Source organism: Paenibacillus sp. ACRSA (assembly GCF_022346845.1).
Classification (GTDB): Bacteria; Bacillota; Bacilli; order Paenibacillales; family Paenibacillaceae; genus Paenibacillus.
This window is the reverse complement of sequence record NZ_JAKRNP010000003.1, coordinates 480,466-505,264: the sequence shown is the minus strand read 5'-3', so window position 1 is coordinate 505,264 and position 24,799 is coordinate 480,466. Positions and strand designations below refer to the sequence as shown.

Genomic DNA, 24,799 nt, shown 5'->3' with positions numbered 1-24,799 from the left:
GAATTATCCGCCGTAAATAGCTAAACCTATCTAGAAGTAGCTAAGAGTAGATTGTTATAGGAAGAGTAGATCGTTTAGATCTGCTCTTTTTTTGTTTTTTATATCTGAACATAATGACCTAAAATATAGGCTTTACAACACTAGATCACTAGTGTACTATGTAACTAACACACAAATACAGAGGGGAGCGAGAGCTTTGTGAGTATGGAATTTGATAATAATTTACCAATCTATATACAGATCATGCAGTACATCAAGAAGCAGATTGTGACCGGAACACTGCAAGCTGGAGATAAGATTCCTTCGGTACGGGAACTAGCAGCTGAATTGCAGATTAATCCCAACACGGTACAACGTACGTTCCAAGAGCTGGAACGAGAAGAAGTGGTGGAAACGAGACGTGGGCTTGGAAGATATGTGACAAGTGAGGAGTCGAAGATTATGACGATCAAAAAAGAAATGGCTGGAGAATTACTGGAGCGCTTCCTGACAGGTATGCAAGAACTCGGTATTGAGGAGCAGGATATTGTCTCGATTGTGGCAGATGCCGTTGCCGAAGGACAATCGCAACAGAATAATCCAGCTGGGAAGGGAGGAACGCAGCGTGACTAACATTTTGGAGTTGAACCAGATTAGTAAGTTTTATGGCAAAAAGAAGGCTTTGCAAGATGTTACACTTGAGATTGCTCCGGGTCGAATTGTCGGATTGCTCGGCAGTAACGGTAGTGGCAAGAGTACCTTGATGAAGCTGGTTGCCGGGTTGCTGCACCCGACCAGTGGTTCCATTCAGGTCGCCGGCATGCCGGTTGGGTTGGAGACGAAGTCGCTTGTATCTTTTATGCCGGATAAGCCATTAACGGAGAGCTGGATGAAGGTGCGTGATGCGATTGCGTATTACAGTGATTTCTATGCCGATTTTGATCAAGAAAAAGCACGGGAAATGCTTGATTTTATGAAGCTCGCAGAGGGGGAACGGGTTAAACATCTCTCGAAAGGCATGAACGAAAGACTACAGCTAACACTGGCTCTATCACGTAAGTCTCGTCTATATTTACTGGATGAACCGATTGGTGGAGTTGACCCTGTCGCTCGCGGCAAAATTCTGGATGCTATTGTGAAATTTTATGATGAAGACAGCAGCCTTATTATTTCGACGCACCTGCTGAACGATATTGAACGGATCTTTGACGAAGTCATCTTTATTCGTGAGGGTCAAATGGTACTGCGGGAAGAAGTTGAAACGCTGCGTCTGCAAAACGGAAAAAGTGTGGATGAGATGTTCAAGGAGGTTTATGCCGAATGATGACATTACTGAAGTATGACTTTAAAAGGAATTGGAACACCTTGTTAGCGAGTCTAGTGACCTTAATTATTCTGCAGGTTGCAGTAGCTCCATTTTTACCAAATGGTGGAGAAGTCATTCTCGCTATTGTCTCATATACAGCGGTAGGTATAGCAACCTTTGTCAAAATGATCAAGACGTATTGGTCTAACATTCGAGCCTATAATCGTCGTCTCGTTCCTGTGTCAGGGTTGTCTCATGTGTTATCTCCACTGCTCTTTGGGGCGATATGTGGGTTGGTGTTGGCGGTGATTGGTACGATTCACCTTTTGATCTATGATTCTTTGAACTCAAGAATGGATATCATGTACTTTATCAACATGAGTGGAATAGACTTTTCAAGTATTATTGCGGTTATTCTGCTTAGTCTTTGGGTCATCTTGTTTATGTCAATAATCATCTTTCTCTCCATTTCAATTGCAGGCAGCTTCCGCTGGATATCGGGACCGTGGATTGGGCTTGTTGCTTATTTCATCATTACCTCAGTCCTTAGCTGGGTTGAGAATGTTATTTTTTCAGGTGTAGTTAGCCCATTGCAAGTATTTCACTTTACGGAGGAAAGCACTGGAATGACGATCACCTCCAATGGAGTTGTATGGACAGGCGACAGGTGGGGAAGTACGATCTTTGAAGTGATTGTAGCCATTGGATTAGTTGCCTTAACCGTGTATCTGAATAATAAAAAAGTTGAAGTGTAGTCACAAGTAACATGTGACATGTAATAAATGATGTTCTGTCATTGCTCGTAGAGCGGGCAGAACATTTTTTATGTTGAAGCCTCTGTCTCTTTTATGACGTAAATAGATAAATAACGTTATAATGGTAGATTAAGTATAGGCTTGTAAGGAGGAGGGATTCCATGGAGCTGTACTTCAGGGATAATTTTTTCAACGCTGGTTATACGGAAATTATGAATCAAGAACAAGAACAGGTAGGGCATTTGGATCTAAAAAGTGCCTTTGGATCATCGATAGATGTATTTGCCCCGTCAGGCTTAATCTGTAGCGGTAAATTCCGGATGTTAACGAACCGATGGGATGTAACTTCTCAAGATGGAAGCCATTGGGGTGTACTCAGGGCAAGACTTAGCTTCTTCAGTAAAAAGTATGAATATGATGCTGGGCCTCGTGGTGTATATGAGGTGTCCGCACCAGCTTTCTCGCAGGAGTATGAGATTACCGGTATGGGTGGCAGGACGGTAGCCAGCTTCAGACGAACAAGTGGGTGGTTCAGTTCAGGAGCCTTTGTGCTTCACAATGATTCAGAACAGCTCAATACGTATGAGTTGATCGCGGTGGTGATGGGTGTACATGCGATTAATAAGCGACGGAATTCGGCGAACAGTACGTAGGAAAATAAAAAAACGCGTATCACTTATAGAGGAACGAGTTAGGTCTCATAGAACAAGGAACTGTCCCAAAAGGAATTCCTCTTCGCTCCAATCGCTAACGAACCTCAGTAACGCTATTCCTTCATAAAACGGCGTCAAAACCTAGAATATGGAGTAAATCGACGAAATAATGCCTCTGTGATTCGTTAGATATCAGATTGGATAAAATGAGAGCAAATAGCATGTGTCAGGTTCGTCAAATTGAAATAACGTAAAAAGGGGTGTCCTCGTCATAATGATGACTTATGGGACACTCCTTGTTGTTGCTCATTAGATGGCTAGCGGCATCTCAGTATTGAATTCAGCTGCATTAGATAAATGCTTACCAAGGTTGATTTCTTCGGAACAATTGTAGTTGCTACGTATTTCTGTCTACGCTCTGCTACCACATTTCTATTTGTTGCGATTATCATTCTGTATACGCTGAGACTCTGATTCACCCTCGGCTGCAGATTCCGCGTAACGCGCTAACACCTTAGAGGCTGTCTCCGCCATACGGTTGCGGAGCGATGTATTGTCAGTGATTCGAACTCTTTTCCCCAGAAAGCGCATCTTGGATAGAACATAATCCATTTCTCCCCGTGGAATCGTGAGTATAATCCGATAGGTTTGTTCGCCTTCATCATAGTCGACCTGCTTCTCGAAGCAGGAGAAAGCGTATAAGATCCGCGACAGCTCCTGATTATATTCAGGCAACACTTCAATAGTCACAGTTGTCTTTCGGTGTTCAGTTAATGTGGTAATCTTTTGTGCATACTTGGAAGCGAGAGCTGCTTCAATGGGTTCGGCTTCTACGGCAATGATACTGTGAAGCTTGGTTGCCATGAGCTTGTGAAAGCGCGGGGCATACCAGAGCACATACCATTCTTTTTTGACCATAGAGTATTCCAGCTTGTATGGAAATCCGAACTGGTCGTTACTGATTCGTCCATTGCGGACACGTCCAGTTAAGCGAAACCCCTGATGATGTAATATCATCTGTCTTAAGGTTTGGAGAAGTGGATGGGAGACGCTGTTCTCTACACTTTTGGCTTTTTCCGTCAGGTAGTCCTGAAGGTTCAAGTCCTGCTCTGGTTCCAACATCTCCTGCAGTTTCTTAAGGGTCAAGGGACGTAGTGCCTCGAACGCCGCCGGATGCTTCAACATCAACCGCAGCCAAGCGCGTTCTTGCGATGTCCAAGTGAACAGTCCTGTCTCATTTAATCTCGTCATGATCTGGTAATTGAACATCTTCTCGAACAAGTTCATAGTACTGAGCAATCTCCTTCCATTCCTTAATCATTTCTTGGCGTAGCTTGCGGGGAGCAAGCACTTCACAGCTAGAGCCGAAACTCCGCAGCCATGGTTTGATCTCAGTTGTACCGTTCACACGAATCTCATAGAGGAAAGTATCACTGCTCTCAGGCGTGATTGTACCCCATTGCCCTTGTAACTTCACACGATCCAATATGAAGTTACGCTGACCATCGGTGGGGTGAAAGAAACGTGCTTGCACAGTAACGGTATTTCCGGTGTCCACGAGCCAGCTGTAGCGGCTAAGATCCGCCCATTGTTTTTTCAATTGATTCATGTATGATTCATTCGCCGCGTCTTGCTCCTCGATCTGGGTAATGCCCTCCATCCGAAATTTCACAAAACCACGACGTCCTTGATATCCGACAACATACCAACGTCCATATTGATGGTCATAGACGACCTCAAGGGGAAGGATACGGTTCAGCCGTCCCTCAGCTTCTCGTTCAAATAACGGATTCGTATTCTGTGAGCTGTAGCTGGATGGCTTCTTAGGGGAATAATAAATAAACTGAACCCATTTCCGCTGCCGAATTGCACCAAGCAATGTGTATAAATGCGCTTCGTCCAAGATACGTGAGTAGTAATGGTATTTATAGATGAAAGGCTCGGTTGCCTCTTCTTGCGGATAACTTAGGGCAATTGCCTTTTTGAGGCTATCCCGCAATAGATATCCTTGAACAGAAGGAACCTGAGTGTTTGCCATGATATCTACAAAATCATATAGTTCCAGTTGTTCTTCAGCCGTGAGTTTCGCCAGGACATCCTGTTGCAGAAGATATCGGTAGGGTCTGCCGCCTGGTTCCTTGCGAATAACGCCAACCTCTTCCAGATATTTAAGATCCGAACGAATCGTTTTCTCATCAGGCAATGCCATGTCCTCAGGCAGATCTTCACAGCAGGCGTCTAGAAGTTCCATAGCGGTTAGAGGTGTTTGCTGAAGTGTATGTAAAAGAAGGACAAGCCGCTTAACCTCCGTCTCTTTCATCGACTTGGCGCGAAATAGGAAGAGCAGCATAGGCTCTGCTGACTCACCATATTGAAAGCGAGCCAGGTCATTCATTTCTTTGCCTGGCTCTGAATCTGTGCGTTGTTCTGAGACGGTCTTCATAATCTCTCTTAATCGCCGTGTTGTCTTATCAAAGGTATGTATTGAAATGCCGAGCCGCTCGGCATATTGCTTACGATTATATGCACCACTTGTTAGGGATAACATACGAAGAAACTGAATTTCTTTGTCAAAGCTCTCTTTTGCCATAATACTCACTCCTTGTTGGCCTACCTCTTATTGTAACAGGAACATAGGCAGCTTTCATTTTATATGTGTCTATCGCCATACTTTCACCATGTTCCTGACGTCCAAGAAGAGGCATAATCAAACCATAGGTTTGAGCAGATGACTACACGAGAGCAGATCGGATAACAAACACACGAAGAATCGGGAGTTATACATTGTATCAGCTGTACATCTTATCGCCAAGGAGGGAAATACAATGAACGTAATTAGTGAAGAAATGCGATCCATGATTCATCAGCAATTGGAGCAGATTGAACGGGAAGAGCAGGTTCAGATCCTCTATGCTTGCGAGTCAGGCAGTCGTGCCTGGGGATTCCCCTCACAGGATAGTGATTACGATGTACGCTTTATCTATGTGAGACCGCTGGAATGGTATCTCTCTATTGAAGAGGGACGAGATGTTATTGAACGGCCCATCAATGATCAGCTTGATATTAACGGTTGGGATTTGCGTAAGGCGCTGAAGTTATTCCGTAAATCGAATCCCCCGCTGCTGGAGTGGTTGCAATCGCCGATCCAGTACTTGGAGAAGTCTAGTATAGCAGGGCAGATTCGTGCTCAATCCCCACTAACGTTCTCGTCTAAATCTTGTATGTATCATTATCTCAATATGGCAAAAGGAAATTTCCGGGATTACTTGCAGGGACATCAGGTGAAGATTAAGAAGTATTTCTATGTCCTGCGTCCACTGCTTGCCTGTGGCTGGATTGAGCGATATGAGACGATGCCGCCAATGGAGTTCGAACGTTTAGTTGAAGAGCTGATTCCTGCGTCAGATCCATTATCTATAGAGATTCATGAACTGCTGCGCCGTAAAAAGGCAGGAGATGAGCTTGATATCGAGCCGCAGTTGCCCGCGATCCAAGCATTTTTGACAGAACAGATCGAGCACTATGAACAGATTGCCTCACAGATGGAAAGAGAGGATGCTGTCCAGATTCAGGAACTGGATCGTATCTTCCGTTTGGCACTGCAAGAAGTATGGTGAATAGATTAAAGAGCCAGAAAACCGACTTTTTGAACAACCTCTTTATGAACACGAACTTATAGAACGGATTAATGAAGGAGGAAGCATCGATGCACCTTATTATACAAGCAAGCGGGGAAGACGCGTCAGTGGTGTCCCATTTGCTCGCGAAGAACCCTAACAATATATACGATAGGACGGACAAAGGCGTACGCGTCAGAATGGTCTATACCCGCGCAACGTCTAGTGAGACGGAAGTGTTAATTCATGCAGAGCCTGATCCAGTAGATCTGGTGAGAGGTAGCCCCGACGGTTACGATATCACGCAATATATCAATGATCGGGAATTCGTGACAAGCAGTCTATTTTGCTCCTACATACGTTCAGCACTTGGCACAGCCTTGAATGGTAAACCGAAGGAAGAGTATACGAAATGGGTGGAGCATCCTTTTGACCTGCAATTATCCTTCGGACCGGTAGCTTCGGATTTACCTGATCGCGTGGTGGAAGAGTTATTTTCCCACTTAGGGTATGCCGTTACTTTGGAGCGAGAGGAGCTGTCCTATTCCTTCGATCTGAAGAAGAGAAGCAGTGTAAGACGCATTATTCTTCAGGGCAAGGAGACCGTGCAAAATGCACTGCGTCAGTTATTTTTATTGATTCCGGTGTTGGATAACTATAAGCACTATTTCATCAGCGAGGATGAGATTGATAAAATTAAACGTTACGGTGACGGCTGGCTGGAGACCCATCCGCACAAGGAACTTATCGTTAAACGTACCTTACGATTCGCTGAACTTATCAAGAAATATGAGTCGAAGGAAGGCGCATTGTCTATACCAGACAACAAGCCGCTCAGCGTAGAAGAACTGGAAGATGGTAGAGATGTTTTAACCGAGGGTTCAATAGAAGCATCAACAGAGACATCAAAAGATGCTCCAACGGACGACACACCGGTAAGGTTGAATGAGTTACGGTACCGTGCCATTACAGAGGTGGTTGCTCGTTTGCCGCACAGACAGAGAATTGTAGACATGGGCGCTGGAGAAGGGAAGCTATCGGCAAGGCTGGCGACCATTGCAGGGGTAGAATCTATTTTGGCAGTGGAGCCTTCTGGTCAATCCCGTCTACGTGCGATGGAACGATTTGCGAAGCTGGAGGGTCGTCATGGGGTCTTTGCGGTGCCAGAGCCAATCATCGGGTCACTCTTTTATTTTGATGAACAGCTGCAGCATCAGGATGTCATGATTCTGTGCGAAGTCATTGAGCATATTGAGGCGTATCGCCTAGATGGAATTATGAATACGCTGCTTCAGGAATATCAGCCAGAAGTCTTGATCGTGACCACACCGAATAAGGAATACAATGACGTCTATGCGATGGAGCAGGAGAGCTTCCGTCACCACGATCATCGTTTCGAATGGACACGCGCTGAACTGGCTGAACGATGTGTAGAATGGTCGGCAGGCACGAATTACACCTATACGATCCAAGGCATTGGTGAACAGGTAGAAGGTTATGGACAGCCTACACAGATGATTGTTTTTGGGCGCAGAGAGGAGGGTCACCAACAATGAGAGAGGACAAGAGGCAGGTAACATCAAGAGCAGGAGAAGTATCTCGTCCGAATGGGCACGAAGTACCTCGCATAGAGCGAAAAAATCGGGAGATCAAGCTGCCACATGCGGGAGTTGTGGTACTCGTTGGGCCGTCAAATAGTGGCAAAACGACATTGCTGGATCGTTTAGCGAGGGAAGGCGTCATCCGGCGGACAGAAGCGGTCTCGTCAGATCAGTTCCGGATGCTAGTGGGCGATGAAGAATATATGGAGTGGAAGAACCGTCCACGTAGCGAGGCAGATGTGTTATATGCCGAATATCAGCAGGTATCCGCGAAGGCGTTTGAGGCGATGGAAGCTATTGTAAGCACGCGTTGCCGCCTGAATAAGCTGACGTGGATAGATGCAACGCATCTATATCCCGAAGATCGAGAACGCCTTGTTCATTTGGCAAGAAAAGCACACGTGCCTGTGATCGCCATCGTACTTGATATTCCGGAGAAGGAGCTGTTGGAACGGGACAGCCAGCGGGAGTACCCGCGTGGACGGCAACGGGTGAAGCAGCAGGTACAGCAATTTAAGCGCTCATTACGCTCTATTCGTGAAGAAGGATTCGATGCGAATTATATCCTGAAACAGCCGGATGAGATCACATTTGTTCGGACAACGAACCCACTTTTGCTGGATATGGGAGCAGGAGTGGACATCATCGGAGATATTCACGGCTGTTATGAAGAGATGATGGAATTAATCGTTAAGTTGGGATATGTGAGAGGTGAGACCGGGCTATACCAGCACCCAGACGGACGTAAGCTTGTTTCGGTCGGGGATGTATCGAGTCGCGGGCCTGAATCTCTCAAGTGTTTGTTATTCTGGCAGCAGCATTGCACGGCAGGGCTTGCTTATATGATTGATAGTAATCATGGTTGGAAAATAGCACGTTATCTGGATGGCCGCGATGTCACGCTTAGTCATGGAGATGAGCTTGTAGAAGCAGAGCTGATTCAATTGGAACAAGCCCAAGGTGCAGATCAGGCACAGCAAGTGCGAGCGGAACTACGAGACTTTCTGCTTGAAGCACCGTCACATCTGGTGTTCACCCAGAACGGTGTACGGCAGGTGGTCGTTGCCCATGCAGGGATACGAGATCATTTTATAGGAAAACAATCCAAGCGCATTCAAGATTACTGCCGATATGGTGATGTAGAAGGGACAGATGCGGAAGGTCGTCCTATCCGCAAAGATTGGTATGTAGACCATACTTCTGGTGAATGCATCGTCTGGGGACATGACCCTCGTCCATATCCTACGATTGTGAACGACACCGTCAACATTGACCAAGGGGTAGTATTTGGTGGCATGCTGACAGCGTGGCGAATGCCTGAACGGGAATCAGTTAGTGTACCTGCTCGGAAGGATTATGCCGGGGATAGCAACAGCCCTTTAGTACGTTGGGAAAGAAAACGTTTGTCACCGCCGAATTTGCGTAAATTCAAGGAAGGTTTCACCGTACAAACGAATTCGCGGATGGATGTAACGATACATGGCGAGGTTGCACAAACGGCGATTGATACGTTCTCCCATTTCACCGTGCCTCTCGAAGAGCTGGTTTACATTCCGCCAACAATGAGTCCACCGCCGGTAGCTTCTTCAGTAGAAGGTTATCTGGAGCATCCACAGGATGCCTTCCAGTATTATCGTTCCCAAGGCGTGACCCGGATGGTTGCTGAGAAAAAACATATGGGAAGCCGCGCCATATTGCTGATTTTCCGTGATGAGGATGTAGCGCGGCAGCGAGTAGGTCGACCGATGCTTGGTAACATTGTCACTCGTACGGGAAGATCCTTTTTTGACCCATTGACAGAGCAATTAGTATTATCCAGATTACATGCGGATTTGACGGAAGGTAGTTACTTTGAACGGCATCAGACTGAATTTGTATTGCTTGACGCGGAGATTGTGCCATGGAACCTGAAGGCTAAGGAACTCATATCCTCTCAATATGCACATGTATCCGAAGCGTCTCTGCTGGATCGTAACATCATGGTCGATAAACTTCGTGAAGCGGAGAAGGCGGGGCGTGATGTAACCGAATGGTTACAGGAGACTGAGCTTAAGTTTGCGAATGCCCAGACATTTCGCGATGTATTCCAGTACTATTGCTGGGATGTAAATGATATTGGCGACATTCGGATTGCCCCGTTCCATACGTTAGCACACAGCACGGGTACATTCTGGGAGCAGACGCATGAGTGGCATATGCAGCAAAATCGTGAGTTCGCCCGGATCTCCCCATTGATGATGGAAACAGAATACCGTGTCATCACTGACGAGACAGATGAGGCAGCTATTATTCGTTGGTGGGATGAAATGACGGCAGAAGGTCATGAAGGGATCGTAATCAAACCGGAGACGTTCCGTACCTGGAATGGAAACAAAATGATTCAGCCTGCCATCAAAGTTAGAGGACGCGCCTATTTGCATATCATCTATGGCATGGATTATCTTGCTCCTGAGAACTTATCACGCCTTCGGAAACGCAAAACGTCCAAAAAAGAAAGACATGCCCTCATGGAGAGTGCTTTGGGAATGGAAGGGATCGAGCGTTTCGTACGGGGCGAATCGGTGGAGCGGATTCATGAATGTGTACTTGCCACATTGTCCCTCGAATCAGATCGAATAGACCCACGATTATAGAATGAGGTTATTGAGTACGGGGTTATAGAGTGCGAGTGTAGAGATGTAATTGAATCGGATAGCCTCATACACTAGGTTGAGCATCTGGGATTATTCGTTAATTAAATCCAAATAAAGTAATGTGATTTGAATGTTTTCATTCAAGTTACATTGCTTTTTTCTTTTTTTTCAGAGGCACAAACCGTTGGTACTTAACCCTTTAGGCTTGTTTGAAGCAGGGGAGAGCCTTTAATCCACCTAAATATTTCCTCTATCGGTTCCGATAATATGTATGAATGTATTTTATTGTGAATGACTCAGAAAGGAAGCGGAGACCTTGTTCAAAAGGGTAGAGAGTGAAGTGGAACTGGCCATGTTCAACGGGATATGGACAACTGTCTGGACAGAAAAAGGATTCGAGCTTGAATTTTCAGAGGAAATTCTGGAAAGATACGTGGTGATTACGGAGGAAGGATACTATGTAGGGACAACGGAGATCAAGCCGTATTCTGAGGATAGCTCCATTAATGAAATTGGATCATTCCACACGCATCCCATGATTCAAGAGAACCTGAAAAAGGTTGCAGAGATTGATAAAATGGCAGTTTTGTCGAGCTTTCGGGGGCAATATGTTGCCGAATTGTTGTCCGCAATCGTTCATTATGCGGAGAAGAACGGTATAACGTATTTCGTCATGTTGCTTGAACCTACGCTGATGCGTGCGTTGCGAGTCTCATATCATTTGCCGATTAATAAGGTTGCGGGAAGGGTGTTCTATAAGGGTGAAGACGTTATTCCCTCGATTGTGGATGTGAGAGATGTATATATGCATAAGGAACGGTATTCGTGGATTATTCAATCGGAATCAGATTCAGCCTTGGTGTCTAAGGGACTACAATTGTCCCAGTAAACTTCATTTATAAGATCTTACATAGGTTATTCATGGTATTTCAATGGGAGTACTTTACAGAGGGGAGAAACATCATGGTTAAGGGAGCTCTGACGGAGCTAGACAAACGTAACCGGTTATTCATCAAAATTTTGTGGATCATGCTTGCGTTTAGTATCGTTACGGATATTATGATTGGACTCGGCATGAATATTATTTTGATGCTGGTGGGTATAGGAGGTGCGTCATGTGCTGTGGCTACATTCATGACATACAAGCGAATTTGGGTGAATGGGATTAAATATTTTATTGCTTGTATCGTAACATTGATTGTTGTCATGCTGATCGTATTCGATCCGAATCCGGTCATTAGCACGTATTTCTTAGTTTATGTAAATTTGGCGATTATGGCGCTGTATGCAGACTATAAAACGATCATATTTACAGGAGTGCTTGGTGCAGGGGTCAGCACGTACATATTTATGATACCGGAGTATGGAGATCAACTATTTGCAGGGGATTCGCTCTTGTACTTGTATCTGTACCTTGGGTTTGCGACAGCTGCATTAGCTTTTGGTGCGAACTTTAGTCAACGGTTACAAAAGCAGGTCACCGAGAGACAGCAGGAGACGCTGGAAGCGAAGAAGGTTGCGGATCATCTGCTTGAGCAATTGAAGGCCTCCGTTCTGACATTAGATCAGTTCAGTACTAGTCAGCAAGAAGGCGTTCGTACAACAGGTGAGATCAGCAAAGAAGTCACGCTTAGCTTCACAGAGATGACTTCATCCATCGAAGCACAGACGGGTAGCGTCATGAGAGTCAATGAGACAACACAGACGATCAATCAGACGGTAGGTACACTGCTGGATGGTACACGTGAGCTACAGAATTATGCAGCGGAGAATACTAGACTCACCGAGCAGAGCAGCACTCAGATGGGCGAGTTATCTGCTGACGTGGAGAACGTACATCAGATGATGGGCAGTACAGTGAAGATGATGCAAAAGCTTAACAGTGATAATGAACGAATCAGCTCCATCGTTAGTGTCATTCAGGAACTCGCAGAACAGACAAATCTACTTGCATTGAATGCTGCGATTGAAGCAGCACGAGCAGGTGAGCATGGCAGAGGGTTCGCCGTTGTATCCGATGAGGTACGCAAGTTAGCAGATAGTTCAAGAAAAGCGGCGGCTGAGATTGATGGCATTCTATCCAATATTCGTTCGCAGATCAGTGGACTACATGGACAGGTTGTTCATGGGCAGACTGCTGTAGCTACCAGCAGAACAGTTTCACAGGAAGTGAGCGACCTTATTGAGCAGATCCATGAGAATATGGAGCGGATGAAGGAGCACACCGATCGTGTAGGTGAATCGTCGAACCATCTGCATGTACAGCAGAATGATATGGTAGATAGTATGTCTCACATTGCGGGGATCACGCAGGAGAATATGGCTTCTGTTGAGGATATGCATCAAAATATGCGAACGCAGGATTCCAAAATGACAGAGATGATTAGTGATTACGCTAAACTCGATCAGTTGATTACAAGTATGAAGAAACTGGTTGCTACTTCATAATCGAGAGAGAGGCCTTAAGGGCCTCTCTTTTTTTGTTGGAAAAATGGGAGTTTTGGATCAATATAACTAACCTAAGCCCTATATCCATTCCTTCCAATCTGGGTAATAATTATAGATGTAGTTCAAAATAAAGCTTTTTGATTCCGAGGGAAGCTCAGGGCACCTTTTTGAACATGTATGACGAATTTGTAGCATTGGAATCTCACTAGTAACGATAGGGGGTAACCTGTATGGCGTCAATGATTCTACTGGTGAAACAGACGGAGGACGATGAAAAGGTTATTTATCGATTCGGACCGAATGAGCGGAAGATGGGACTGATTGAGATGAACAAGGTTAAGGAAAGTGTGAAGGAACTGGAGCCTGTTCAGGTGGACGGCATGAGTTCAAGTTTCTACTTCAATCGAGCCGCTCAACGATTGGTGCGATGTCTGTTCAGAGAAGGCGGTAAGTTTCCAGAGCGAACATCGTTTGAATCATAGTCCGTCTTGGATCTTCTAGTAAGAAGGCTAAGCAGAGCATTGGCATAGCATTAAGCACCAACTGAATAGGTGCAAAATAGAAGAAGTCCAAGCGCAACGGAGAGTCGTTGCACTTGGACTTCTTTGTGTTGGATAGTGGTTTAAGGGTGGGACACAGGAGCCGCGAATCGGTCGATCCATGACCGTAATTGTTTACGAAAGGACGCTCTGGAATGTTGGATAATCTCGATGCTGGCATCATTTTCGTTACTAGCGTTATCATTGGAAATGCTCCAGAAGCCTTGTTCAGTATGAAGCATAAGCAGAGCTTGATCTGGCAAAGGGATCTCCGTTTGGTCACTGGTATAACGAATAATACTAAGGTTATCCACTTGACGACCGGACGATTCAAAGGACTCATGCCAACGAGATAGTAACTCATGCGATTCTGAGGGAATTCCCCAATCATTCATGACGGTATCTAACGCAGTGTGGTTATCCTCGTTCGTAAATACATTCCATTGTTCCTCTGTTAGCTTGAATTGAGTGGGCTGTTCAATGAATGGTTCCTGTTGTCCTGTGTAGAACCGGAATAGCTCTTCCTCCCATTCCTGCGGTTCTGTCCAAGTGAACAGGTGAACACGTTGATCCACTGCTAAGTGGTATAAGTATGTATCGTTGTTATCTGTACCTTGGTGGATGGTTAATACTTTTTCTTGTTCAAGACTGTCGGAGTAGGCACGAATCATCCCGCGGCTTTGGGCAAAATGCATCAGCATCTTCAGAAACTCAGGCTCGATCTCAATCTCCGTTTCTTCCATACGTACGATAAGTCCTTTGGATAACAGGCTGTGAGACGCTGCTCGCAGAACAAGTTCCCAGTGCTGTTCAGATAATTCACCATACATTGGTTTGAGAAGCCCAGCTGCAATGTCTTCTGCGCCAAGCGTGGCGAGCGCAAATCCGAATTCTTCGATAGATAGGGTAACTAGAGGTTTAGCCATGAGTTTAATCGCCTTCTTTCGATTAGATGAGTGTGTATAGAGTGCGAGATTAGAAATCACACATGCATGATTACTTTCGATTTTTGTAGAGATGCCAGTTATTTCTCAACCTTACGATGTTTATTATGAGACCAAGCTGTACGCAATTTTTTCGCACCATCTGTAAATTGTTGATTCGTTAGAAGATGATAAGTAGACATGTCGACATGGGATCGATCTAAAAGAGTAAAACGGTATAACCTAGGTACCGGTTGCGCTATATTGTTAATAGTATCTCCAACAACTTCAATTCGCTTGATGTCAGACCAGAGAAGGGATTTACCGTTTTTAGCAGTAACGCGATACTGATCAAATGAGATAAGAGTTGTACTCGAAAAAAGATAAAAGGTCAATCTACAAAAGGCAGGTAATATATACCAAATTGATGAAGCGAATATAAAAACGTAGAAGATAGGGCGAAACCAACCAAACGGTATATTTTTAAGGTCCCAAATCATGATACTTCCTAAAATCATTATAATTAGAGTGCCCATAGCCCTTCCTAGGACTACTGAACGACTGAATTTGATAGATTCCATGAATATTCAATCATCTCACTTTCTACAGAGGATGTGGATCTTATCGTGAAAGTTATTTAAAACGACTGGTAAACCATCGTATTCCTTTCTCCGCCACACCTGCTATATGATTACCTGCCCAAGCTCCTACACTACCACCTATATAAGAACCTACAGCTGCTCCAGGAGGACCCAGCAATGCACCTAAGAAGGTTCCACCGACGATTGCACCAGCTCCCGCAGAGGCAGACTTAATCACAACATTTGATGCGGAGACGGCAAGATCTGTTTTGGTTAGAGTACCTTCCTTAAATTTGGAAACGGTTTTGACACCTTCATCCCAAACATTCAGCCCAACGTTAATAGGGAACAGCTTTTTGCTGATCATTTTAGGGATTTTGGAAGTTTTCATACCATATTGGCCTTTAGTTACGCCAGCGATAACATTCCGGGTCCATTGACCAAAGCTGTTGGCTTTACTGAATCCGAGCCCGATATCACCAACTTTTAACTTACCTGCAAGTTTATCAAATCCCTTCAATCCTTTCATGACTAGACCCGGGTTGCGGAATTGCTTATCTAGTTTACGTGCCATGTTACTTAAGAAAGAATTACCCTTACCTTTAACCCACGGAGCATTATGCACTTTAGCGCGAGTACGATTGCGAGGATCAACTTTAAAATGAACCGATTTGGAAAGCACCATGGATGTAGCCAAGGCAGAGTACATAGCCGTACCAAACAGTCCTACGTTACCGTGAATCCCACTAATCTTATCCCAAGACTTACTACCTTGATCATACAGATCCGATAGCGTTGTTTTAACATCTTTGCCAGAGGGAGATTGACCACCATTTGCCTGCACACCTGCTCCTTGGGACTGATCCGCTTGGGCGAAACGAGTGGCTATTGTATTTAGCTCTGTGCCGATGGAAGATACCGAAGTGGAGAAGTTCGCCATTTGCCGATGTGCCACTTGAAAATTCTGAAAGAAACGCTCCTGTGTGATTCCGGACCATTGACTCTGTAATGAACTAATATGTCTGCTCAGGTTGCTAATCATATTTCTGCTTTGTTCCGAAGCTTGCGCAAATTGGTTAGAGATATCCTGAAGCTTCTCAGGAGGGACGACAATTCTTGTCACGACATTCACCTCGCAAAAATGATAATGAAGACATTCTACATTATGTATATATGAAAATAACTCAACTCTAAGGGATAATTACCCAATAATTTTAAAGGTCGAAACGTGCTTTCGCAACGGATAAGAGGCATTTGACGCGCAAAACAGTTCTATAGTCAGGTTAAATGAGGAGTCATGCTAAGACTTTATGCCTGTAACCGGGACGAATGAAAGGTGAATGAGAAAAATCCACTTGTTAAAGTTGTTGCTTGAATTTTCTAGGCAATAGCTAATTCCCGAATAATAATCTTTGAGTCTTTTTTTTGAAATTATTTAAAAACACCCTATAAGATGCACTTAATCCAAGTGTCCATCTTATAGGGTGCATTTCATTACAAAAGCCTTCTTTTCACATAGTTTCTCATGAGGGGAGAGTGAATTAGGATAGTTGTTGTAATGTTATATAGAAATAAGTATAAGATTCAAAGGGAGAGACTAGAGATTAATCTTTTAAATACAACCTGGTATTCCTCCTTGTGTAGTATTCCACTCTTTTGTTGTATTAACTGTTGTTGTTGTTACCTTAACCAGTCCCGTATTAAAAAGTGTTAACCATGAATCAACTTTAACGGTGGCTTTCATTTCCACTTTTTCTCCATTACTAATAACTTTAGCCCCTACATCTTTACTAGCTATTGTAAAACTTATTAAGGGGTTATCAGTGTTATTATTGACGGAAACAGTTGCGTTATTGGCAGAAGTATACTTGTTCCATGAATAATTCGCAGCTACTTCATATGATAGATCAAATGAACCGCCAAGATTAGTTGTGTAGTATAGCATTTTCAAACCTGTACAAAAATTAGAGTTCGTTTGAGTTGCTAAACTATTAAAATTTTCTGTTGTAATAACTTCTTTTGGGGACTGTTCTAATTGGACAAGAGCCTGTTGTAATTCTCCTAGAGTAACAGGTTCAACAGAGTCATCTGAGATAGTGTCAGAACTTATTAGATTACTAGGATCTAATCCGAGATATTCCATTATTTGATCAGCATTCTCTTTAGTAACGACGGTGTCAGAAGATAGTGATCCATTTGCACTTACTGTTAAACCAAGCGGGAGAGTTACAACGATAGATAAACATAGAGCAATACATAAAGTTAAAATTCTTTTTAACATTTACATTACCTACTTTTTTTTTCCATATTAACATATATAATGGAAATAGGAAACCGTTTATTATTTTTATTTCTGATCAAATTGTGAACCTAGTAATGAATTTTAGAAGTTAGATCTATGCCTATTTAAATTTATTTAAATTCTTTCAAGGCGGGTCAATAAAAGTCATCTGCATTCCCATAGGCATTCATGACTTCAAGAAACTCTTGCATATGAGAATACAGCTAAAGCTAATCCTTGCTAGTTGTGAATTATGGTTGGAAGAAGAATAAATGTTCTAACGATTAATTGAATGTAGTCTTAGCTTAAGGCAAGAGGGATGTTAAGGTGTCTTCTCATTAATTCAGAAGAATCTTGTACTTAATTTGACAAATGTGTTAGTTGTCGTAAAAATATATATTGTGTATACAATAATGACAAGAAGGAAGGTATATATAAATGGAATCTGTAGAAATAGGGTTGAAAGTATTATTTCTTATAATATTTATTTCACTATTTTTTGGTTTACTCAGTTTTCTTGTGAAGAAATATTCAATCATTTCATTTGATAAAATTGTAATTAAATTAATTTCCTTAATGAAAAAAATCAATAAAAGAGATTAGAGTCTGTCTATAAAAGCAATTAGATAAAATCTATTTAACCGAAGTTAGGTTTGATAACATGGCTTCAGATTTAGCAATCTTAAACATCAGTTTTTGTTCAGGAGGTGCATATGTCTAATATGTCTAAATCTGATTCTATTGGTGTCATGTATACTTCGTATCAAGAGTGGACTTTACTAAACGAGAAAATATTTTGTTTTTAATTTTGGAGACAAGTGAATATAATTAAAATATTTACATAATAAGTAAGATGGATTATTCTGGAATTTTGATGTGCTATTTTCTAGAGACAAGAAATTGATGATTACTGGAGGGCTCATATGAAACGCGATGTTATTAAAAACCGATTTTGCACGGATTACTTCGTGTGAAAATCGGCTTTTTGCGTGGTATTATCCCCCTTAAGTAGACACTAAAAACTTAAAGTTATCATGAGAATTTAAATGGCACAACGAACAGTTCACTTTAGAACGTTTTGGCATAAGAGATGAGTGCAGTAATGGTAATAATGTTGAGTAAGGTTGAGATGAGTACCGTTTGAGCAGCAAAGTCTGGCTCATTGTCATACTCCTCGGCTAGAATGGATGCATTCACCCCAGTCGGCATACCAGAAGCAATGATAAGTGCCTGAGCGGCAATACCTTGCATACCTAGTAGTAGAACGATGGAGATCCCAATGGCTGGGCCAATCAGCAACCGTAGAAATGTGCTAATATACACATCAAGGCGATATAACCGAATCGGATATTTCACAATTTGAGCACCTAGTGTCAACAAAGCAACAGCGACCATACTTTGCTGCGCATAGGTTAGCGGCATAGATAAGAAGGTTGGTAGTGGCACATTCCACATATGAAGCAAGATACCGAGCAATAGCGCGTAAGGCACAGGCATTTTTAGAAACCCAATTATCACTGCACGGTAATTTCCCTTAAGCTTGGCGCCTTGAATGGAGAGTACCCCATAAGTAAAGGTCAGCAAAGCCTGCAACGACATAACGAGCGCTTGAATCGATGAGGCAAGTGGGTCGCCACGGAACACAAGCGCATTAATCGGTAACCCGTAATTGCCCGCATTGTCGAGCATGATACTGTTATTAAAAGCAGCCTTCATACCTTTGCTCATTCGAAGCGTACGTGCCGTAACAGAACCGATAATATAGAGGATAACGACATAGATCGCATAGAATAGCGTGACCGTACCGAGTAATTCACCCGACATATCGGAATGATACATGCTCATAAAGACAGCGGCCGGGGTAATACAATAGAAATTAATTTTGGAGAGGGTGTACAAGTCCAGCTTGAACACCTTTTGCATCCAAGACCCGACGGCAATTAAGAGAAAGACGGGCAGGACGACTTCAAGTATGATGTCTGCAATCATCAGTTCAACTTCCTTTTTCGTGAAAATTTCAGCCAATTTCGAAAAACCTTCAATCATTATAGCACTAAAAGGAGCGTGTACGTCCTATGATTCCAGATCATGTAGAACCAGGTTTATCCATTCTGTTTATCGGATTTAATCCAAGTATCACGTCCGGCGAGACAGGCCATCATTATGCATACAAAGGCAATCGCTTCTGGCGCATCCTCGAACGTTCCGGGTTGACGCCGCGTTTATACCAAACTGAAGAGGACGGGGAGCTGCTGAAGTTAGGATATGGGTTTACAAATATCGTAGCGCGACCGACAAAAGGTATAGAGGATATTTCACGTGAAGAGTATGCCGAAGGGCGGGAGATTTTAAAGCAAAAGTTAGAGCAGTATCGCCCAGACATCGCTTGTTTTGTCGGCAAAGGGGTGTATACCCAATATAGCAAACGTACCAAAGTAGAGTGGGGATTCCAAGACGATCCAGTCGTTCCGGAGATTCATGAATTTGTAGCCCCTTCGTCCAGTGGTCTGGTACGGATGTCGATGGATGAGATTGTAGCAATTTATACGCAGCTCAGTGATTTTATATCAGAGAAGAAGTAAATACACCTTATGCAGGATTCGCTTATCCGGCTTCTACCGGAACCATGCGAATTCTTTTTTTTGGATGAAGTGAGAAGTTTCGGGAAGTCACACCGTCTATATAGTACAGAACCATGCATGGAAGCTGTAGAGAAGGGGGATTACATGGCAGAGCAGCTACAGGAGGAGGAACTCATTGAACGCATTATTGGGGGAGAGAAACAACTGTTTGCCGTCCTTGTGGATCGATATAAAAATAAAGTCTTCGGCATTATCCGCGGAATGGGTGCAAGTCATCAGGATGCACAAGATCTAGCTCAGGATACGTTTATTCGCATCTATCGATATTTGCCAACAAGGCGAGCGGGGAGTAGCTTCTCTTCGTGGGTGTACACCATTGCAGTGAATCGAATGAGGGATTTTCTACGGCAAAAGAAACCGGTGATGACGGCTGTAGACAACGGTCTAGAGCGCAGTCATGACAATACACCAGAACAACAAGTGCTGCATAAGGAGATGCAGCGTGAGATATATCGTCAAATGGACGAGCTGCCTGAGGCATATCGGCTTGTCCTATTGTTGAAATATACAAATGAGCTGAGTTACGAAGAGATCGCAGAAATTACTGGCATGAGCCCAGGGCAAGTGCGTAATGCCCTCCACCGGGGCAAAAAATCACTTAAGAAAAAGCTGGAACGTAGAGGAGGGTTAGCGACATATGAAGCCTATTCCAAATGAGGAAGAACGGTTGCTGGAGCAGCATTTGTTCCGGGAAGAACCAGACGCTGATTTTACGCTGGAAGTGATGCAGAAGCTGGAAGATGTATCAATGGTGAGCGGAGAAGATGAGCTACAACCGACGAAAGCCAGCCAAAAGAAATGGTTCCGTCGAACCGGGATGGCTGCCGCTGTAATTCTTCTGCTTGGGGGAGCATGGTTCGCTTGGGAGCAGAACGTGGTGCCTACAAAGCCAGGCGTGAGCGCAGTGAATCCGCCACTTCCGAATATCCCTGTTCCAGAAAGCTTTAAATACTCTTATCTAGCTGATGATTATAAACGTTTACAACCGCTCGGCCTATACGTTAATCCGCAGATTGATATTGAGGATCAGGGCTATACGCTTAAAATCCATGATGTATTGGTGGATCGTTCGCAGATTGTGATGACGATAGAACAAATAGCCCCGGACGGGACAAACGCACACCTTTTTTCCCCTTACGATGATAAAATTCATATTACCGATGATCAGGGCCGTCGTGTGGCGACCATGGCACGAGAAACAAGCCAGCCCAGTTTCAAAGTTGAGAGATGGATATTTCAGTTGAATGATGACATCCCAGATCAAGTGGTTGTACGAGGGGAACTGGGGAGTTTAATCGCAGAAAAAGCCTATCACGAGCCGGATGATTTATCTAAAAATACACTTGTGGATTGGAGCTTTCAATTTAATTTGGATATGACCAAGGCCAACGCGTTATCTATCCAAACACCACTGAAGAACACGTATACAACCCCAGAAGGTTTACAGATCGGATTAACTCAAATGATTCGAACGCCAAATGGAATTCGTCTGGATCTCGATGTGAGCCTGAGTGATGAGTTGCAAGCCAAAGTCGAGGCAGGATGGGACGAGGAGCTGGAAATTTTGTATCATCTCGAAATCCCTGAAACGAAGGAGTATCGTATTTTTAACGGTAGCAGGTCAGGTGCGCGGCAAGCTAAATTTCGATTGAAAGACCTCAGCCAGCTAAGTGGTACAGAGGGGCATATTCAATTATCTGAGGTGTGGGATCCTGCATTTGTAACATTGGATGCAAAGAAAATTCGTTTCGTACTTGATGGTTACACGATACCAGTGAAACAAGAGACAGTAATGGAAATTGAATTAAATCAGATTAGTAGCAAGCCAGTCAAAATTCAGAAGAGTAATGCTGAAATCAAAATCGATAAGTATAGTTTCACTCCTGCTCGGAATTCATCTAATTTGAATCAGAATGGGAGGCACGAAGCTTCGTCACTACTCGTGCTTGAAGGGAGCGCTATCCTGAAAAACGACGCAGAATATTACGAAGAAGAACACTGGATTCTTACTGATGCTGAAGGGGATATATATCCATTCGAGCCTTCCGGCAGTGAGATAAGAATGAATGAGAAGGGGCAGGCCGTTATGGACGAACTGAAAATTTCTGTCCAAGGTTTTGACCTAACCAAAGGAACAAAACTTACCATAAAGCGGATGATTAACAAACAAGACTTTGACGATGTTGATTGGACAGTGGATTTACCGTCCTACAGAAGTTTGCCTTGGCAGAAATGAGGAGGGATCTGTAGAACTCAATGTTCTCGTGTTCTGGAACATCTCAAATTCATGAGCAATTGGAATGAAAATCTCTTGTTGGCGAAGCGGTCGGCTGGAAGCTTTCTGAAAGAAAGCTGCATCGGAAGCATATGCTATCCCCGGATTTTACCTTTGGAATAGGAAATCAAAAAAATCTGGGGATAACAGCGATCGGAAAGTTATTCTGTCATCAAAGTGCCAAGTGTAACTATTCTTTAGTTCAATTTATATAGATTAGAGCTATCTCTATAAATACACCCAGGGGATGTCCCGCAAGTCATGAACATGACGAGGGGCATCCCCTTTAGCGTTATTTTGATATAACGAACCTGACACATGCTATTCGCTTCGTTTTTCCCGGATCTGATATTTAACGAATCACAGAGACGTTATTTCGTCGATTCAGTCGATATTTTAGGTTTTTTTAGATGATCCCCAATCAGCACCTTCTGACCTGTGCGGGCACTTTCGAGAGAAGCAAGCACCATTGCCATACTGTACTGATTATCGCTACAGTGCGTTTCGGGAAGACGGCCAGTCTCCAGCGCAGAGAACATATCCTCAAGACAGCCATGATGCCCAGTTTTCTCCATCACAGGCCGTGTTCCTTCGATTCGTTCATAGGGCTGCAAGAACGACAGTTTGCCATCAGCCTCCCGCTGTTCCGCTGCAACGACCTCTGCATAGATGGCGTCATGACCATCCCAGATGGCGGTTCCTTTCTCCCCGGTAACACGCCACGATGCTTCCCATGAAGTGGGTGAACCCTCGGCACACCAGGAACCCCGATAGTTGAAGATTGAGCCATCGGACATTTCGAATATGCACAGTGCCATCGCATTGCCCGTATACCAAGAGCCTAGAGGATTGAATTCGTGGCAATAAACCGATACAGGATTAGCCCCCATAATTAATCTAGCTTGATCGAAGGTATGTATGGACATATCCAGTAACAGCGGACTATCCATTACGTCACGAAATCCACCAAAGTGAGGCCCTAGGAAAAAATCAGCTCCGGCAAATCCTACTTTACCAATATGCCCATCCTCTATCAGTTGCCGATAGGCACGAATACGTGGATCGAAGCGGCGATTTTGCATGACAGCTTGAATACGACCGGTGCTTCGTGAAGTTTGCACGATGTCCTCGCATTCTGCGAATGATTCAGCCAGTGGTTTCTCGCCAAACACATGGCAGCCCTCTTGTAACGCCGCCATCGATATACCGTAGTGGCTAGCCGGAATGGTGACGTCGAATACAATTGTTGCATCGGTAGCCCGGATGGCTTCGCGAATATCGGTGAACGTTGGACAGGTTAGACCGTGTCTTGCTGCAAGTGCTGTCGCTACAGGCTCATATAGATCGACAAGCCCGACAATCTCTGTGTTCGGTCTAGCCAGAGCGTAATCTACCCAAGTGTTGGACATGGCACCACAGCCGGCGATAACGACCCGATGTTGTTGAGTCACCTTATCATCTCCTCTTGCTTCTCATGATCTTCATTGATGTATGAACTGTGCCTAGCGGAGGATATTCTCGGATACTCCTTCAGCCTAGACTGGATTCGGTACAAAATCCCCACCACGACATTGCTTCAGATAACGAAGGGCATGCACCTGTCCCGTCATCTCTAGTTCGTCTTTGTAGACCGGATCATGCCAGCCTTCGATATCAATTGTGCCTTGGTATCCATGCTGCCGCAGAATCGTGATAATATCCGACCAGTTGCTATCTCCGAAACCCGGTGTGCGATGCCATACAAATTCATGCGGTCCATGCACGCCATGCTGCTTCACAATATCCCAAGCAATGGTGGCGTCTTTACCATGGACATGGAACACTTTAGGTGCCCACTTGCGCAGTTGAGGAATCGGATCAATCAGGCTGACCATCTGGTGGCATGGCTCCCATTCTAATCCGATGTTGTCCTCCGGCACAGCGTTGAACATCATCTCCCATGCCGTTGGATTGTGTGCTATATTCCAATCCCCTGTCTGCCAGTTTCCACCCATATCACAGTTTTCAAATGCAATGCGTACACCACGCTCTGCCGCTCGGCGTGTTAACTCTCCAAATACCTCTTTGAACTTAGGTATGGATTGATCAATAGGTTGATCGGTCAGTCGTCCTGTGAATCCCGAGACGATATCTGCGCCGAACAGATGGGCATGATCGATAGCGCGCTCCCAGCTTGCCAGGGTATCTGCGTTATCGCCAGCTCCAGTAAGTGGATTACCGAACACGCTAAGCGCAGAAATGACCACATTATGTTCGTCTACAATCTCACGGACACGTTTGGCTGTCTCTGTTAGATCCAGATCTCCTGTCGTTTGCCAGAAGGTCAGATTGAATGATTCGAAACCATGCTGCATAATCTGTGGGATAACGCGAACAGCATCTCCTCCACCGACCAAGGTACCTATACGTAATGGATTATTCATTGTTGTAATCACTCCAATATTGGCTTATAGTGAGGTTCAAAATGATCGAGGTGTTCTTTGTGATCCATAGCCGATCTTCTGAACAACCATGTACAGTTCTTGACTGACAAACTCATTATAGCCGGGCATCTGCCCAGATCGCT

21 protein-coding genes are annotated in these 24,799 nt (G+C 44.2%); 13 read left to right on the top strand and 8 right to left on the bottom strand.

The window, feature by feature from the left end; genetic code table 11:
- Positions 1–198 precede the first annotated feature (198 nt).
- From MH215_RS11835 to MH215_RS11820, 4 genes are all read left to right on the top strand, one after another.
- Entirely contained in the window at positions 199–612 is a 414-nt protein-coding gene (locus tag MH215_RS11835) for a GntR family transcriptional regulator (RefSeq protein WP_239290384.1), read from the top strand.
- The gene (locus MH215_RS11830; RefSeq protein ID WP_239290381.1) at positions 605–1,303 is read left to right on the top strand and encodes an ABC transporter ATP-binding protein; all 699 of its coding nucleotides are present in this window, start codon (positions 605–607) and stop codon (positions 1,301–1,303) included. The genes MH215_RS11835 and MH215_RS11830 overlap by 8 nt, the downstream gene beginning before the upstream one ends.
- Positions 1,300–2,040 carry a hypothetical protein gene (locus MH215_RS11825; protein WP_239290379.1) on the top strand — a complete coding sequence of 247 codons (741 nt, stop codon included), beginning with the start codon at positions 1,300–1,302 and terminating at the stop codon, positions 2,038–2,040. The genes MH215_RS11830 and MH215_RS11825 overlap by 4 nt, the downstream gene beginning before the upstream one ends.
- Positions 2,041–2,201: 161 nt before the next feature.
- Positions 2,202–2,693 (top strand): LURP-one-related/scramblase family protein, encoded by a 492-nt coding sequence (locus MH215_RS11820; protein ID WP_239290377.1) that lies wholly within the window; start codon positions 2,202–2,204, stop codon positions 2,691–2,693.
- A gap of 432 nt (positions 2,694–3,125) precedes the next feature.
- Here the strand turns inward: MH215_RS11820 and MH215_RS11815 are convergent, their stop codons facing one another.
- Positions 3,126–3,980 (bottom strand): WYL domain-containing protein, encoded by an 855-nt coding sequence (locus MH215_RS11815; protein ID WP_239290375.1) that lies wholly within the window; start codon positions 3,978–3,980, stop codon positions 3,126–3,128.
- On the bottom strand, positions 3,928–5,283 hold the full coding sequence (locus MH215_RS11810; protein ID WP_239290373.1) for a helix-turn-helix transcriptional regulator: 1,356 nt from the start codon (positions 5,281–5,283) through the stop codon (positions 3,928–3,930). The genes MH215_RS11815 and MH215_RS11810 overlap by 53 nt, the downstream gene beginning before the upstream one ends.
- Before the next feature lie 235 nt (positions 5,284–5,518).
- Between MH215_RS11810 and MH215_RS11805 the strand changes: the two genes are divergently transcribed.
- From MH215_RS11805 to MH215_RS11780, 6 genes are all read left to right on the top strand, one after another.
- Positions 5,519–6,310 (top strand): nucleotidyltransferase domain-containing protein, encoded by a 792-nt coding sequence (locus MH215_RS11805; protein WP_239290371.1) that lies wholly within the window; start codon positions 5,519–5,521, stop codon positions 6,308–6,310.
- A gap of 89 nt (positions 6,311–6,399) precedes the next feature.
- Positions 6,400–7,866, top strand: a complete 1,467-nt coding sequence (locus tag MH215_RS11800) for a methyltransferase domain-containing protein (protein ID WP_239290369.1) — start codon at positions 6,400–6,402, stop codon at positions 7,864–7,866.
- Positions 7,863–10,544 (top strand): polynucleotide kinase-phosphatase, encoded by a 2,682-nt coding sequence (locus tag MH215_RS11795; protein WP_239290367.1) that lies wholly within the window; start codon positions 7,863–7,865, stop codon positions 10,542–10,544. Before MH215_RS11800 ends, MH215_RS11795 begins: the two co-directional genes overlap by 4 nt.
- Positions 10,545–10,860: 316 nt before the next feature.
- Complete coding sequence (locus MH215_RS11790) at positions 10,861–11,433, top strand: GNAT family N-acetyltransferase (protein ID WP_056694447.1); 573 nt, start codon at positions 10,861–10,863, stop codon at positions 11,431–11,433.
- A gap of 74 nt (positions 11,434–11,507) precedes the next feature.
- Positions 11,508–12,992 (top strand): methyl-accepting chemotaxis protein, encoded by a 1,485-nt coding sequence (locus MH215_RS11785; RefSeq protein WP_239290365.1) that lies wholly within the window; start codon positions 11,508–11,510, stop codon positions 12,990–12,992.
- 230 nt (positions 12,993–13,222) lie between these two features.
- Positions 13,223–13,474, top strand: a complete 252-nt coding sequence (locus MH215_RS11780) for an RNA-binding protein (protein WP_145049534.1) — start codon at positions 13,223–13,225, stop codon at positions 13,472–13,474.
- 140 nt (positions 13,475–13,614) lie between these two features.
- On the opposite strand, the gene MH215_RS11775 is transcribed toward MH215_RS11780, so the two are convergent.
- The 4 genes from MH215_RS11775 to MH215_RS11760 form a co-directional block, all read right to left on the bottom strand.
- The gene (locus MH215_RS11775) at positions 13,615–14,457 is read right to left on the bottom strand and encodes a hypothetical protein (protein ID WP_239290363.1); all 843 of its coding nucleotides are present in this window, start codon (positions 14,455–14,457) and stop codon (positions 13,615–13,617) included.
- 630 nt (positions 14,458–15,087) lie between these two features.
- Positions 15,088–16,158, bottom strand: coding sequence for a WXG100 family type VII secretion target (locus MH215_RS11770; protein WP_239290361.1), 1,071 nt, complete (start codon positions 16,156–16,158; stop codon positions 15,088–15,090).
- Between the two features lie 489 nt (positions 16,159–16,647).
- Positions 16,648–17,316: a hypothetical protein gene (locus MH215_RS11765; protein ID WP_239290359.1), complete on the bottom strand. Its 669-nt coding sequence runs from the start codon at positions 17,314–17,316 to the stop codon at positions 16,648–16,650.
- Positions 17,317–18,384: 1,068 nt separating this feature from the next.
- Positions 18,385–19,305 carry an AEC family transporter gene (locus MH215_RS11760; RefSeq protein ID WP_239290822.1) on the bottom strand — a complete coding sequence of 307 codons (921 nt, stop codon included), beginning with the start codon at positions 19,303–19,305 and terminating at the stop codon, positions 18,385–18,387.
- An 86-nt stretch (positions 19,306–19,391) separates the two neighbouring features.
- Between MH215_RS11760 and MH215_RS11755 the strand changes: the two genes are divergently transcribed.
- From MH215_RS11755 to MH215_RS11745, 3 genes are all read left to right on the top strand, one after another.
- Positions 19,392–19,898 (top strand): mismatch-specific DNA-glycosylase, encoded by a 507-nt coding sequence (locus MH215_RS11755; RefSeq protein ID WP_239290357.1) that lies wholly within the window; start codon positions 19,392–19,394, stop codon positions 19,896–19,898.
- Positions 19,899–20,042: 144 nt separating this feature from the next.
- Entirely contained in the window at positions 20,043–20,615 is a 573-nt protein-coding gene (locus MH215_RS11750) for an RNA polymerase sigma factor (RefSeq protein WP_239290355.1), read from the top strand.
- Positions 20,596–22,194: a DUF4179 domain-containing protein gene (locus tag MH215_RS11745; protein WP_239290353.1), complete on the top strand. Its 1,599-nt coding sequence runs from the start codon at positions 20,596–20,598 to the stop codon at positions 22,192–22,194. Before MH215_RS11750 ends, MH215_RS11745 begins: the two co-directional genes overlap by 20 nt.
- A 410-nt stretch (positions 22,195–22,604) precedes the next feature.
- Here the strand turns inward: MH215_RS11745 and MH215_RS11740 are convergent, their stop codons facing one another.
- Together MH215_RS11740 and MH215_RS11735 are read right to left on the bottom strand one after the other, a co-directional pair.
- Positions 22,605–23,684 (bottom strand): Gfo/Idh/MocA family protein, encoded by a 1,080-nt coding sequence (locus tag MH215_RS11740; protein WP_239290352.1) that lies wholly within the window; start codon positions 23,682–23,684, stop codon positions 22,605–22,607.
- Between the two features lie 84 nt (positions 23,685–23,768).
- Positions 23,769–24,656, bottom strand: a complete 888-nt coding sequence (locus MH215_RS11735) for a sugar phosphate isomerase/epimerase family protein (RefSeq protein WP_239290351.1) — start codon at positions 24,654–24,656, stop codon at positions 23,769–23,771.
- Positions 24,657–24,799: the final 143 nt, after the last annotated feature.

What these genes read in the sequence shown, in the direction of transcription:
- MH215_RS11755 (WP_239290357.1), top strand. Translation starts at nt 19,392, where the DNA reads ATGATTCCAGATCATGTAGAACCAGGTTTATCCATTCTGTTTATCGGA.
- MH215_RS11795 (WP_239290367.1), top strand. Translation starts at nt 7,863, where the DNA reads ATGAGAGAGGACAAGAGGCAGGTAACATCAAGAGCAGGAGAAGTATCT.
- MH215_RS11815 (WP_239290375.1), bottom strand. Translation starts at nt 3,980, where the DNA reads ATGAACTTGTTCGAGAAGATGTTCAATTACCAGATCATGACGAGATTA.
- MH215_RS11745 (WP_239290353.1), top strand. Translation starts at nt 20,596, where the DNA reads ATGAAGCCTATTCCAAATGAGGAAGAACGGTTGCTGGAGCAGCATTTG.
- MH215_RS11735 (WP_239290351.1), bottom strand. Translation starts at nt 24,656, where the DNA reads ATGAATAATCCATTACGTATAGGTACCTTGGTCGGTGGAGGAGATGCT.
- MH215_RS11780 (WP_145049534.1), top strand. Translation starts at nt 13,223, where the DNA reads ATGGCGTCAATGATTCTACTGGTGAAACAGACGGAGGACGATGAAAAG.
- MH215_RS11750 (WP_239290355.1), top strand. Translation starts at nt 20,043, where the DNA reads ATGGCAGAGCAGCTACAGGAGGAGGAACTCATTGAACGCATTATTGGG.
- MH215_RS11785 (WP_239290365.1), top strand. Translation starts at nt 11,508, where the DNA reads ATGGTTAAGGGAGCTCTGACGGAGCTAGACAAACGTAACCGGTTATTC.
- MH215_RS11825 (WP_239290379.1), top strand. Translation starts at nt 1,300, where the DNA reads ATGATGACATTACTGAAGTATGACTTTAAAAGGAATTGGAACACCTTG.
- MH215_RS11820 (WP_239290377.1), top strand. Translation starts at nt 2,202, where the DNA reads ATGGAGCTGTACTTCAGGGATAATTTTTTCAACGCTGGTTATACGGAA.
- MH215_RS11765 (WP_239290359.1), bottom strand. Translation starts at nt 17,316, where the DNA reads ATGTTAAAAAGAATTTTAACTTTATGTATTGCTCTATGTTTATCTATC.
- MH215_RS11810 (WP_239290373.1), bottom strand. Translation starts at nt 5,283, where the DNA reads ATGGCAAAAGAGAGCTTTGACAAAGAAATTCAGTTTCTTCGTATGTTA.
- MH215_RS11775 (WP_239290363.1), bottom strand. Translation starts at nt 14,457, where the DNA reads ATGGCTAAACCTCTAGTTACCCTATCTATCGAAGAATTCGGATTTGCG.
- MH215_RS11760 (WP_239290822.1), bottom strand. Translation starts at nt 19,305, where the DNA reads ATGATTGCAGACATCATACTTGAAGTCGTCCTGCCCGTCTTTCTCTTA.
- MH215_RS11800 (WP_239290369.1), top strand. Translation starts at nt 6,400, where the DNA reads ATGCACCTTATTATACAAGCAAGCGGGGAAGACGCGTCAGTGGTGTCC.
- MH215_RS11805 (WP_239290371.1), top strand. Translation starts at nt 5,519, where the DNA reads ATGAACGTAATTAGTGAAGAAATGCGATCCATGATTCATCAGCAATTG.